We start from the raw sequence: 12,346 nt of genomic DNA on the forward strand, positions 1-12,346 counted from the left end.
CGAATCAGCCCATCTTGTTGAGGATGAAGGCGGCCAGAAGGTCCGCTTCGGAGTCCGGCTTCTTCTCCGCGCCCTCTGGCCGGGGCGCGCTCGCCGCGACCTCCGCTACATACCCCGGAACGACCTCGTAGGCGTTGTCCCCCACCAGCACCGAGTCAGCCATCTGCTCGGCACCCAGTCGGGCAAGCTGCTCCTCGGTCTTCACCCGGGCCACCAGCCCCTGGGTGTCCTCACCCGACACGAGCTGGACGAAGTGCACCGCGGGCGAGAGAGGGAAGGCCACGCCGCCTTCCGCCATCACCACCAGGCGGCCGTCCCGCAGGTCCGCTTTGTCCGCCAGTGCCCACTCCTCGAGCTGGGCCTGGGGCAGGAAGAGCTTCGTCACGCCCGGCAGCTTACACCACCCATCCGCCCGGGGGTGGATGCCGTGGGGGAAATGGTTGAAACAGGGGCCGTTCATCCGCATCTGAGCCGCCAGATTGGCTGATGCCCGGCCGATCCTTGCAGGGCCACCGGTCGCGTACTACAGGACGCGCCGAAGCTGCCCGGAGCGGGCACGAGGGAGACACCATGGCAAGCGCTGACGTGACGAACATCGGAGATGGCGACTTCAAGCAGCAGGTCCTGGACTCCCAGGAGCCCGTGCTGGTGGACTTCTGGGCGACGTGGTGCGCGCCGTGCCGCGCCATCGCGCCCTCCATCGAGGCGCTGGCCTCGCAGTACAAGGGCCAGATGAAGTTCGCCAAGCTCAACATCGACGAGAACCAGGACACGCCGCAGGAGTACGGCATCCGCTCCATCCCCACCCTGCTCGTCTTCAAGGGCGGCAAGGTCGTGGAGCAGATTGTCGGCGCGGTCCCCAAGACCCGCATCGAGGACGCCGTCAAGAAGGCGCTGACCTAGTCCCGACGCCGCGGGGCCGAGCGCGCGGGTGAGCCCTGGCTCCCCGCGCCCCCTCGCGGCGCCACCTTCTCACCCCAGCAGGTCCACGCAGCGGCGCAGCACCTCCAGCCGCGAGTACCGCTTGTCATTGCCCGGCACCACGTGCCACGGCGCGTCGGGCCGGTGCGTGCGGTCCAGCATCTCCTGGATGGCCGCCTCGTACTGCTTCCACTTCGACCGGTTGCGCCAATCCTCGGGCCCCAGCTTGTAGCGCTTGGCCGGGTCCTTCTCGCGCTCGCGAAACCGCTTGAGCTGCGTTTTTTTGTCGATGTGGATGAAGAACTTCACCATCCGCACACCGTCCGCGGTGAGCATGTGTTCAAAAGCGTTGATTTCATCGTACGCGCGCCGCCACTCCGCCGGCTTCGCCAGCTTCTCCACCCGCTCCACGAGCACCCGCCCGTACCAGCTCCGGTCGAACATGCAGACCTCGCCGGCTCCCGGAATCTTGCGCCAGAAGCGCCACAGGTAGTGGTGCCGGCGCTCCTCCTCCGACGGCGCGGAGATGGGCCACACTTTGTAACCACGTGGGTCCATCAACGTCGTGAGCCTTCGAATGGCGCCACCCTTCCCGGAGGCATCCCAGCCCTCGAAGACAACGACGGCCTTCCGCCCTGCCAGGTAGTTGCGCGTCTGCAGCTCGAAGACACGCTCCTGCAGTGATTTGAGCGTCTTCTCATATTCCGCGTGTTCACCCACCGAGACGCCCGGGTCGACCGCCGCGAGTGTCACAGCCCCGTGAGGACATACGGGAAACACGTATCCATTTGCAGTCTTGTCATCAATTTTCTGAGATCGTTTACGAGTCAAGACAGACCCTCCAAGGTTGTATTGACAGCGATGACTTCAACCGCCAAATAGGCACATAGCAGTGTCTGTGTTGGTTGACTGTTTTCACTTGGAGTATTCATGGCACGTCCTCGAAAAGAATTGTCCACCGTCCCGCTGACGCCGGCCATGGTGAACTGGGCCGAGGCCCTGGGTGACGCCATTGGCCGCGGCATGCTGCGCGCGCTCAACGACGGCATGCCCCGGCTGGGCAGCCCTTCGCCGAGTCCCAACGCCCTCACCGCGGGTCGCCGCAGGGGCCGTCCGCCGAAGGTCATGGCGGGAGCCAGCCTGGTGTCGTTGGACCGTCGCTGTACCGTGGATGGCTGCACCCGTGAGCAACGCTCGAAGGGGTTGTGCTCCGCGCATTACCAGGCCGAGCGCCGCCGGCAGATTTCGGGCGGCAAGTCGGCCTGATTGACTGGCTTCTGGCCAATCGCCCACGGCCCTGGGCGAAGGCCGGTGAGCAGCGTCAGCCCTGCCAGGGGTCGGAAACGGAAGACGTCGCCTTGAGCAGCTCCCAGGCCGCCAGCACGTCCACCACGCGCTCCACCTCGTTGGGCAGGGAGCGAGCCCGCTGAGACTTGAGATAGTCCTCCGCGAAGGCCCTCAACCGCATCCCCACGAAGAGTCGCGCCAGCGCAACCTCCGTCTGTCCGCTGAAGTCGAGGAAGCGCACGCCGAAGCCGCTGCGGCCCTCGGGGCCATCCCCCCGCTCCTCCCGGACGATTTCCGCGCGCGCCAGCACCGGCGCGGCCCCCGGCTCCAATGAGAAGCGGACGCCCAGCACCGTGCCCAGTGGCAGGTAGAAGGTGCTCTCCAGGAACGCGCCGCTGACGCTCACGTTGATGGAGAGCAGGCTCGCCTCGAAGCGGCGCTCCCCCGCCTCGTCATCCACCCAGACCTCGAACCGCGTGCCGAGCTGGGCCCGGGGAAAGTGACGGTGCTCCGCCTCCCCCTGATTCATCTCAATCAAGGGTGAGAACGTGGGCCGAGGCTCGGCGCTCACCGCCGCGGGCGCGGCCACCGGCGCTCGCGCGGGCGCCGCCGCCACGGGGCGCGCCTCCTTCGCCAGCACCGGCGCCTGCTGCACGGGCGCTCGCACCGGCGCCTCCACGCGGGTTGTCCCCACTGCCTTCTGGCCACCCTTCCTCTGCATGACGCGCCCTCACCTGCCCGGGAGGGACTCGCCCTCCAGTTGCGTTGGTGGGGTGATTCATACACCACCCCATGCCGCGCGCCGAGAAACGCTTGCGCCCGTCTTCGGAAGATAGATTCCAGGAATTCTCAGAACATGTGACGTCGCATGCTGATGTTCACCAGCAAGCCGATGCAGAGCATCACCGACAACAGGGATGAGCCGCCGTAACTCATCAGCGGCAGGGTGATACCCGTCACCGGCAGCAAGCCAATCACCATGCCGATGTTCTCGAACACCTGCCAGAAGAGCATCGCCACCACGCCCACGGCGACGAAGGCTCCGAATCTGTCTCGCGCGTTGAACCCCACGCCCAGGCCGAAGATGAAGATGGCGCCGTAGAGCACCAGCAGGACGAGGCACATCACGAAGCCGTGCTCCTCCGCCCACACCGAGAAGATGAAGTCGGTGTGCTGCTCGGGCAGGAAGCGCAGGCCCGTCTGGGTTCCCTCGCGCCAGCCCTTCCCGGAGACGCCTCCGCTGCCCACGGCGATTTTCGACTGGGCCGCGTGGTACCCACTGCCGCGCAGGTCCGCCTCGGGGTCCAACCAGCCGGAGATGCGCTGGCTCTGGTGCTTCTTCAGGTAGTGCCGGACGATGGTGGGCCGCGGCTCTGGCACGTCGCGGATGTAGTCGTTCCAGATGACGATGCCCGCCGCGAGCACGCCCGCCACCAGCGTGGCCACCAGGTACCAGCGCACCTTGCCGAACAGGATGACGGTGAGCGAGGACAGGCCAATCATCAGCGCCGTGCCCAGGTCCGGCTGCACCAGCACCAGGGTGAAGGGCACCAGGACGACGAGCACCGGCTTCCACAGCCGCGTCAGGCTGTAGGACGGCTCATTGGGCTGGAAGTCGTCGTGGTAGACCTTGGCCAGCATCAACACGACGCCAATCTTCACGAACTCCGCGGGCTGCATGCGGAACGGGCCAATGACGAACCAGCTCTCCGCGCCCTTCGCCGTGTGGCCGAAGAAGCGCAGCGCGATGAGCAGCACGATGTTGCCCACGTAGATGGGCACCGCCATGCGCTGAATCCAGCGGTAGTCCACCAGGCACACCACCAGCACCGCGAGCATGCTGACGCCCAGGTAGAGCGTCTGCGAGCCCCACACCGGCGAGTGGGGCGGGCGTGACGCCGAGGCCAGGTTCCAGATGCCCAGGCCGCACACCGCCAGCACGGAGATGATGAGGCCCCAGGGGATGTGGGGCACCATCCGGCGCTCAATCCGCAGTTGCACGCGCGCGTTCCTCGTCATCGCCCGGAAGCCGGGCCGGTGGCCGCACACCCCGCGTCAGCGCCGCCTCTTCAGGGCCAGGCGCGCGCTTCACGGAGGACGGCGTGTAGGGCTGATTGGGACGCGGCGGCGGCGCCGTGGCGTCCAGCTTCTTCAGGTCGAAGTACTTCTGGAACACCGCCATCGCCGTGGGCGCCGCGTCCGAGCCGCCGTGTCCGCCGTGCTCGTTGAGCACCACGATGGCGAGCTCCGGCTTGTCCGCGGGCGCGAAGCCGGCGTACCAGGCGTGGTCGCGCTCGAAGAAGCTCATCTGGTGCGTCTTCAGGCGGATGGCGCCCAGGCGGGCCACCTGCGCGGTGCCCGTCTTCGACGCCACCAGGATGTCCTTGTCCCGCATGTGGTTCGTCCGCGCGCGGTAGGCCGTGCCGCCCGGCTCGTGCGCCACCTTCACCAGGCCGTCGATGACCGCCTTGAGGTGCGGGGCCGGCAGCTCCACCTTGCGCACCACCTCCGGCATGAAGGACTCGATGGTCTGCCCATCCAGGTCCTCCAGGCGGTTCACCATCTGCGGCTTGTAGAGCGTGCCGCCGTTGGCGATGGCCGCGTACACCAGCGCAAGCTGGAGCGGCGTGACGTTGTTGTCGCCCTGGCCAATGGAGCTGTTGAGCGCCATGCCCTTGGTGTAGCCGCCGGGGGAGGCCTTGTCGTGGTACGCGCTGGTCGGCATGATGCCCGGCACCTCGGCCACCACGTTGACGCCGGTGGGGCTGCCCAGGCCCAGCGACTTGCCCATCTCACCAATGGGGTCCAGGCCGATGGTGTCCGCCACCTTGTAGAACCAGGTGTCGCAGGACGACTTCATCGCGGTGAACCCGTCCACGTGGCCATGGCCCGCGTCCTTGTGGCAGCGCCACGTGCGCGCGCCCAGCCGGTAGCCACCCGGGCAGTTCACCACCGTCTCCGGACGGAAGGCGCCGGACTTGAACGCGGCCAGCGCGGTGACGACCTTGAAGGTGGACCCCGGGCTGTAGTGCTCGGCGGCCACGCGGTTGATCATCGGGTCCAACGGGTCGCGCGACAGCAGCGCCATCTGCGCGGGCGTCACGCGGCCGGTGAGCAGGTTGGGGTCGAAGCCGGGCCGCGACACCAGCGCGCGGATGAACCCCGTGTTCACGTCGATGGCGACCACCGCGCCCGTCACGCCCGGGAAGGCCCGCTCCGCCTCCTCCTGCAGCCGCATGTCGATGGACAGCACCAGGTTGCTGCCCGGACGCGGCGGCACCACGGCGTTGTCCCCCAGCTTGTCGTTCAGCTCTTCAATCGTCTGTCCGCGCGCGTTCACCACTTCCTTGCGCACGCCATCCGTGCCGCGCAGCCGCTGCTCGAAGTAGCGCTCCAGGCCGCGCCGGCCAATGTAGTCCCCCAGCGCGTAGCGGGCGCCGTCGCCGTTGAGGCGCTCCAGTTCCTCCTGGGTGATTTCATTCATGTAGCCCAGCACGTGCGACAGCACGTTGTTGGTGCGGTAGTGGCGGTGCGGCACGGGCGCCACCTCCACGCCGTCCAGGATGTCGCGCCGCGCGGCGATGCGGTCGTACTCGTCGCGGGACAGGTCCACCCGCACCGGCACCGGCTGGAAGGGCGCGTTGCGGCGCCCCGTGCGCACCATGTCCTCCACCTTCTTGCGCTGGTCCGGGTCCCACTGGAGCAGCTCCGCCAGCCGCGGAATCACCTGCTCGAAGCAGTCCGTGCAGAAGGCGGGGGTGACGAAGGCGTCGAAGGACGGACGGCTGTCCACCAGGATGGTGCCGCGCGCGTCCTTGATGACGCCGCGGTCGGCGCGCAGCCGCACCTCCTTGACGAAGTTGGCCACGCTCTTGGCGGCGTACTCCTCGCCCCGGGTGATTTGCAGCCGGTAGAGCTGGATGGAAATCAGCCCCAGGCCCAGCACCATGGCCAGGCCCAGCCACACGAAGCGCCGCTTGAGCTCGCGCCCGGGCGTCGTATTTCCCAGCGTGGGAGGCGTCACCGCAGCAACCCCGCGGGCCGCTCCTGGGACGCCTCGAAGCGCCGCAGGAGTGGGAAGAGCGCCAGCGCCGCCAGCCCCGTGAGCGCCACCTGCAGCGGCATCTCCGCCAACTGCGAGCCGGGGCCGTCCTCCTTCACCGTCAGCCAGGTGAAGAAGGTGACGAGCAGCGAATGCCCCACGTCCGCCGCCATGGAGAACAGGGCGAAGGCCAGGGCGCCGCGGACCTCCACGAAGGTGGGCACCAGCCGCCCCACCAGGAAGATGAACACGGCCAGGAACGTGTAGAGCCACGTGGGCTGCCCGCTCATCAGGTCGAGCAGGTACCCCACGCTGAAGGCGGAGATGGAACCTTCCACCAAGGTCGCCCGCAGGGCCAGGAACGCCACCAGCACCACGGTCACGTCAATGCGGCCGAGCTCCAGGCCCGCCTGCTTCACCAGGACCGACTCCAGCGTGAGCAACGCCAGGGCCAATGCGACCGTCACCAGGAACTTCATTTCGACGCGCCCTCCGCGGTGCCGCCCGGCGCCATGGCGCTGTACGGACTGCCCACCACCAACACCTCTTCCAGCTTGCTCGTATCCACCGCCGGGACGATGTCCGCGCCCTGGAACATGCCGTGCTCCTTCTTCTCCAGGCCGGTGACGCGGCCCACCACCACGCCGGGCGGATAGATGCCATCCGTGCCCGCGGTGATGATGAGGTCTCCGTCCTCCACGTCCTCGGTGCGCAGCATGTTCTCCAGCTTCAGGGGACCGCCTCCCGTACCCGCCGCCGTGCCCCGGGCCCGCGAGCGCTGCACGCGCACCGCCACCCGGCTCTGGGGGTCCGTCACCAGCGCCACGTCCGCGTACCCGCCGGTGGCCCGGATGACCTGTCCCACGATTCCGTCCGGCGTCACCACGGACATGCCGCGAAAGACGCCTTGCTGCTCGCCACTGCTGATGCGGACCGACAGGAGCTTCGCCACCGGATTGACGCCCACCACCCGCGCCGGGATTTCAGGCCCCGGCTCCGCCTGCGCGTAGTTGAGCAGCTTGCGCAGCCGCTCGTTCTCCATGCGCGACTCGCCCAGGGCCTGCACGGCCGCCCGCAACTGGAGGTTCTCCAAACGCAGCGCGTCATTCTCCCGGCGCACGCCCCGCAGGTCCAGGTAGTTCTGACCCGCGGCCACCGCGCCCTCGATGGCGGAGGTCAGCCCCTGTTGGACCGGGGATGTCACCGCGATGATGGCCCGGTCGACGAAATTGGGTCCCCTGCCCTTGCTGCCGCCGAGCAGGAAGGCCACGAGCGGGGCGAGGAGCAGAAAGCCCACGAAAAGGGGGCGGTAATACCGCTTGAGGAGCGACCACACTGGCTGGAGTTTCCGGGGGTGTTAGAGGAGCAGGGGCGGGCTAAGGGCTCTAAATCGCTTGCATTTTCCGGTGCGATATCCTAGGCAGTCAAGGCCTGCATGGGGGGCGGTTCCTGGTCCACCACCCACCGGCCGGGCTACCAACAACACCGCGTCGCGAGTCCTTCCGCACGGCTTTTCTCGGCGCGTTTGCCCCAGAAGTGACGACAATGGACGGTCTGAATCCCCGGAAGGTTGCCTCGCTCCTGTTCATCATCGGCATCGCGGTGGTGTTCACGCTCCAGTTCGGCCCGGGCAGTACCGGCTTCGGAGCCTCGGGCGGCGCGGTGGCGCCTGGCGCGGTGGCGACGGTGAACGGCAAGGAAATCCCGCTGCGCGACTTCGCCGCGGCGTGGGCCCAGCAGATGAACTTCCTGCGCTCGCAGGGCAGCCCGGTGCCGGAGTCGCTCGCCCGCCAGTTCGGCATGCACACCCAGGTGCTCGACCGGCTGGTGAGCACGGAGCTGCTGGCCCAGGCGGCCGAGCGCCACGGCATCACCCCGTCCGACGACGAGCTGCGCAAGCTGCTCTTCCAGAACACGGACTTCCAGAAGGACGGCCAGTTCAACTTCGAGCGCTACCAGCAGGTGCTGCGCGACTTCTACCGGAAGACGCCGCAGGACTTCGAGACGGAGCTGCGCCGCCAGTTGGCCGCCCAGAAGATGGTGGACGTGGTGCGCGCCAACGCCGTCGTCTCCGACGACGAGGTCCGCGCCCGCTTCGAGAAGGAAGGCAACCAGGCCAAGCTCGTCTTCGCGCGCTTCCTGCCGGCCATGTACGCCGACAAGATTCCCGCCCCCACCGCCGCCCAACTGGCCGAGTGGACGAAGACGCACGAGAAGGAGATCAAGGAGTACTTCGAGGCCAACCGCTTCGTGTACCAGCAGCCGGAGCGCATCCGCGCGCGCCAGGTGCTGGTGAAGCTGCCCCCGGAGGCCACCGCCGAGCAGAAGAAGGCGGCCCTGGAGAAGGCGCAGGCGCTGCGCAAGGAGATCGAAGGCGGCAAGGACTTCGCCCAGGTGGCGCGTGACAGCAGCGAGGACCCGGGCAGCAAGTCGCGCGGTGGCGACCTGGGCTGGGTGGAGCGCGGGAGCTGGGAGCCGGCGCTGGCGGACGCGGCCTTCGCGCTGCAGGCCGGCCAGGTGACGCAGCCGGTGGAGACCAAGTTCGGCGTGCACCTGGTGAAGGTGGAGGAGAAGCAGGCCGCCCAGGACCAGAAGCTGGAGGACGTGCAGAAGGAGATCGCCACCACGCTCTACAAGCAGGAGCGCGCCAAGCAGCAGGCCCGCGCCGAGGCAGACAAGGCGCTGGCCGCCATCAAGGGTGGCCAGTCGCTGAAGACGCTGTTCCCGCCGGAGAAGGAGCAGCCCGCGCTGCTGCGCTTCGAGACGGAGTCGCGCCCGGAGGCCGTGGAGACGGACAGCTTCACCGCCGAGGGTGAGGCGGTGCCGCACCTGGGCCCCGCGCCCGAGCTGGTGAAGGCGACCTTCGCCGTCAGCAACCCGCAGCCGGTGGACGGGGTGTTCCCCGCCGGTGAGGGCTTCGTGGTGGCGCAGGTGGTGGAGCGCCAGAAGCCGGACGCGGAGGGCTTCGACAAGCGCAAGGACGAGCTGCGCAACCAGGCCCGTCAGGCCAAGCAGATCGAGCTGACGGAGTCCTTCCTCAAGGCGCTGCGCGAGCAGGGCGCGGTGGATACGAACACCGCCGCCATCGACTCGGTGGTGGGCACCGGGTGATTCCGGGCGTCACACCGTGACGCCTCCGAGAGGGCCGGGCCGAGGGAACTCCCCTCCCCGGCCCTTTCTCTTTGCGGGCTTGGGGCTACCGCTCGGGGAACTGGGGTGAGCCGTTGCCCTGGGGTGGCACGGGTTCGGCGATGCAGAGCGCGTCCCGGCCCCGCGCCTTGGCGCCGTACATGGCGAAGTCCGCGGCGCGGATGAGGTCCAGCGCGGACGTGGCGTGGTCCGGATAGGTGGCCACCCCCACGCTGGCGGTGAGGCGCACGTCCAGGCCCTGCTCCACCAGGAAGCTCCGGCCCCGGAAGGCCTCGCACACGCGCTGACCGATGATGGCCGCGCCGTCCTGGTCCGTCTCCACCAGGAGCATGGCGAACTCGTCTCCCCCGTAGCGGAAGACGGCGTCCAGGTTCTGCCGGCCCAGGGTGATGAGCAGGTCCCCCACCTCCTTCAAGGTCGCGCTGCCCACCAGGTGCCCGTGGGTGTCGTTGACGCTCTTGAAGTGGTCCAGGTCCAGGAAGACGAGCGACAGCGGGTGCCGGAAGCGCTCCGAGCGCTTCACTTCCTGATCCAACAGGGCGCGCAGGTGCCGGGCGTTGTAGCAGCCGGTGTGCTCGTCCGTAATCGTGAGCTCCTGCACCCGCCGGAAGTTGCGCGCGTTTTCAATGGCGATGGCCGCGTAGTCCGCGATGGCGGTGAGGATGGTGAGGTCCTCGTTGGTGAAGGGCGGATCCATGGGCCCGTTCACCAGCTCGATGATGCCCAGCACCCTGCCCCGGGCCAGCAGCGGCACGGCGAGGATGGAGCGGGTGTGGAAGGCGGAGGCCTTGTCGAAGCGTGGGGAGAAGCTGGGGTCCCCGCCCACGTCATGGACGAGCCGGGCCACGCCGGACGTGAAGACGGCCCCGGCAATGCCCTCGCCGGGGTTGAGCTGGAGGCCCTTGAGCACGTCCGCGCCGTCCCCCACCGCGATTTCGAAGTAGAGCTTCCCGGTGCGCTCGTCCTGGAGGATGAGCGACCAGTTGCGGGGCAGCAGCAGGCTGCTGACCTTCTGCATCACGAGCGCCAGCACCTCGCGCAGCTCGAGCGTCGAGGTCAGGGCCTTGGCCATCTCATTGAAGGCGGCAAGCTGCTCGACTGTCCGCTTCATGGCCGACAGGAGGTCCGCGGGATTCATCCGTAGAGTCCACTCCGGGGCACAAGTCTGGTAAGGCCGGACCGAGCCGTAACATGCACATGAACGCAGATCAAACGTTGCTCATCCTGGCTTCCGCGTCGCCGCGACGGCGTGAACTTCTGTCACAGTTGGACATCCGCTTCACCGTCTCCGCGGCGGACATCGACGAAACGCCCCACCCGGGGGAGGCCGCGCCGGCCTACGTCGAGCGGCTCGCCCGGGAGAAGGCCCGCGTGGTGGCCGCCCGCCACCCCGGCGCCTGGGTGCTGGCCGCCGACACCACCGTGGCCCTGGGGACCGAGCTGATGGGCAAGCCCCGGGACCCGGAGGAGGCCCAGGCCATGCTCACGCGCCTGTCCGGCCGCACCCACGACGTCTACACCGGCGTGGCCCTGGCGGGCCGGCACGAGGAGGCGCTGGTCGTTCACACGCGCGTCACCTTCCGAGCCCTGCGTGAATCGGAGATGGCCTGGTACGCCCACTCCGGCGAGCCCCTGGACAAGGCGGGCGCCTACGCCATCCAGGGCAAGGGCGGCTTCCTCGTCGCCGGCGTGGAGGGCAGCACCTCCAATGTCGTGGGCCTGCCCCTGGGTGAGACGGTGGCGCTGCTGGAGCGGGCCGGCGTGCCCGTGCCCTGGAGGACGGAATGAGCGACGGGAGCGTGGCGGAGCGGCTGGCGGCGGTGCGCGAACGGCTCGCCGCGGCCTGCGCCCGGGCGGGGCGGCCCGTGGAGTCGGTGACGCTGGTGGCCGTCTCCAAGCTGAAGCCCGCGGCCCTCATCCGCGAGGCCTACGCCGCCGGCCAGCGGGACTTCGGGGAGAACTACGCCCAGGAGCTGCGGGACAAGGCCGTGGAGCTGGCGGACCTGGACGGCCTGCGGTGGCACGCCATTGGCGCGCTCCAGACGAACAAGGTGAAGTACGTGGCGCGGGTGGCCGGGGCCTTCCATGCCCTGGACCGGCTCGAGGTGGCCCGGGAGCTGTCGAAGCGCCGCGAGGGCGCCCCTCCCCTGCCCGTCTACGTCGAGGTCAACGTGGGCGCGGAGGCCACCAAGAGCGGGCTGGCGCCCACCGCGCTCGGCGCGTTCCTGGACGAACTCCGTGCGCTGCCGGGCCTCCAACCCGTGGGCTTGATGGCCCTGCCGCCGCCCACCGACGACGAGGCCCGCGCCCGGGGTGACTTCCGGACGCTGCGCGAGCTGGCCCGGACGCACGGACTGCAGGGCCTGTCCATGGGCACCACCCATGACTTCGAGTGGGCCATCGAGGAAGGCGCCACCGTGGTCCGCGTAGGCACCGCCATTTTCGGCGAGCGCGAGCTCAAATCTCCCTGAACTTCACCCGGCCCTCCGAGTTCACGGACACCTTGAACTCGGCGCCGCAGTAGTTGCAGCGCACCTCGTCGCCCTGGCTCAGCGCATCGTCGACGGGGTTGTTGGCGTGACAGGAGGGACAGTCGAAGTCCTTGCGCGGCTTTCCGCTGGCCTTGGCCGCGTCCTTCTCGTCGTCGTCGAAATCGTAGGTACCGCCACCACCAGACATGGGCGCCTCCCTCGGCATGGCACCCGACATCCCCGGGGGCCTCGCCAGCGAGGCTACCAGCGGTGTCAGCGGGTGGACATGCCACCGTGCGGCAATCCTGGCCGTGCAGTGGGCGGGAAGCGGCGCGCGTCGTCCTCGCGTGAAAGAGTGTGTCTCCCCGTGGAGCAAGCGGCCGTTGATTGAATGGCTGGCCAACAGCCGCGTCAGGGGAAATGGGCGGCGGCGGGAATGGTTCGGAACCGGGTCTGGCGAATCGCGGCCAGGCTA

Annotated in this window: 14 protein-coding genes; 5 read left to right on the forward strand and 9 right to left on the reverse strand. The window is 68.6% G+C overall.

The features are described 5' to 3' along the window. Positions 1-4 precede the first annotated feature (4 nt). A complete protein-coding gene (locus tag A176_RS21145; protein WP_002639159.1) occupies positions 5-466 on the reverse strand; it encodes a hypothetical protein in 462 nt (153 codons plus the stop codon). A gap of 104 nt (positions 467-570) precedes the next feature. Between A176_RS21145 and trxA the strand changes: the two genes are divergently transcribed. Then, a complete protein-coding gene (trxA, locus tag A176_RS21150) occupies positions 571-903 on the forward strand; it encodes a thioredoxin (protein WP_002639158.1) in 333 nt (110 codons plus the stop codon). 69 nt (positions 904-972) lie between these two features. Here trxA and A176_RS21155 read toward each other — a convergent pair whose 3' ends face one another. Continuing rightward, entirely contained in the window at positions 973-1,641 is a 669-nt protein-coding gene (locus tag A176_RS21155; protein WP_021781263.1) for a polyphosphate kinase 2 family protein, read from the reverse strand. 210 nt (positions 1,642-1,851) lie between these two features. Between A176_RS21155 and A176_RS21160 the strand changes: the two genes are divergently transcribed. Beyond that, complete coding sequence (locus A176_RS21160) at positions 1,852-2,187, forward strand: hypothetical protein (RefSeq protein WP_021781262.1); 336 nt, start codon at positions 1,852-1,854, stop codon at positions 2,185-2,187. 55 nt (positions 2,188-2,242) lie between these two features. On the opposite strand, the gene A176_RS21165 is transcribed toward A176_RS21160, so the two are convergent. The 5 genes from A176_RS21165 to mreC form a co-directional block, all read right to left on the reverse strand. Beyond that, on the reverse strand, positions 2,243-2,929 hold the full coding sequence (locus tag A176_RS21165) for a PilZ domain-containing protein (RefSeq protein WP_044890063.1): 687 nt from the start codon (positions 2,927-2,929) through the stop codon (positions 2,243-2,245). A gap of 128 nt (positions 2,930-3,057) precedes the next feature. Then, positions 3,058-4,185, reverse strand: coding sequence for a rod shape-determining protein RodA (gene rodA, locus A176_RS21170; protein ID WP_021781261.1), 1,128 nt, complete (start codon positions 4,183-4,185; stop codon positions 3,058-3,060). A 7-nt stretch (positions 4,186-4,192) separates the two neighbouring features. Then, on the reverse strand, positions 4,193-6,232 hold the full coding sequence (mrdA, locus tag A176_RS21175) for a penicillin-binding protein 2 (RefSeq protein WP_002639153.1): 2,040 nt from the start codon (positions 6,230-6,232) through the stop codon (positions 4,193-4,195). Continuing rightward, complete coding sequence (locus tag A176_RS21180; protein ID WP_002639152.1) at positions 6,229-6,729, reverse strand: hypothetical protein; 501 nt, start codon at positions 6,727-6,729, stop codon at positions 6,229-6,231. The genes mrdA and A176_RS21180 overlap by 4 nt, the downstream gene beginning before the upstream one ends. Then, a complete protein-coding gene (gene mreC / locus A176_RS21185; RefSeq protein WP_002639151.1) occupies positions 6,726-7,586 on the reverse strand; it encodes a rod shape-determining protein MreC in 861 nt (286 codons plus the stop codon). Before mreC ends, A176_RS21180 begins: the two co-directional genes overlap by 4 nt. A gap of 209 nt (positions 7,587-7,795) precedes the next feature. Between mreC and A176_RS21190 the strand changes: the two genes are divergently transcribed. Beyond that, positions 7,796-9,361: a peptidylprolyl isomerase gene (locus A176_RS21190; protein ID WP_002639150.1), complete on the forward strand. Its 1,566-nt coding sequence runs from the start codon at positions 7,796-7,798 to the stop codon at positions 9,359-9,361. 85 nt (positions 9,362-9,446) lie between these two features. Here the strand turns inward: A176_RS21190 and A176_RS21195 are convergent, their stop codons facing one another. Beyond that, positions 9,447-10,538: a GGDEF domain-containing protein gene (locus tag A176_RS21195; RefSeq protein ID WP_002639149.1), complete on the reverse strand. Its 1,092-nt coding sequence runs from the start codon at positions 10,536-10,538 to the stop codon at positions 9,447-9,449. Positions 10,539-10,591: 53 nt separating this feature from the next. Between A176_RS21195 and A176_RS21200 the strand changes: the two genes are divergently transcribed. Next, positions 10,592-11,188, forward strand: coding sequence for a Maf family protein (locus A176_RS21200; protein WP_002639148.1), 597 nt, complete (start codon positions 10,592-10,594; stop codon positions 11,186-11,188). Beyond that, a complete protein-coding gene (locus tag A176_RS21205) occupies positions 11,185-11,871 on the forward strand; it encodes a YggS family pyridoxal phosphate-dependent enzyme (protein ID WP_002639147.1) in 687 nt (228 codons plus the stop codon). The genes A176_RS21200 and A176_RS21205 overlap by 4 nt, the downstream gene beginning before the upstream one ends. Here A176_RS21205 and A176_RS21210 read toward each other — a convergent pair. After that, on the reverse strand, positions 11,858-12,079 hold the full coding sequence (locus A176_RS21210; protein ID WP_002639146.1) for a hypothetical protein: 222 nt from the start codon (positions 12,077-12,079) through the stop codon (positions 11,858-11,860). The two genes, A176_RS21205 and A176_RS21210, sit on opposite strands and share 14 nt — an antisense overlap. Between the last annotated feature and the right edge of the window lie 267 nt (positions 12,080-12,346).

Source organism: Myxococcus hansupus, assembly GCF_000280925.3.
In the GTDB taxonomy this organism is placed as follows: Bacteria; Myxococcota; Myxococcia; order Myxococcales; family Myxococcaceae; genus Myxococcus; species Myxococcus hansupus.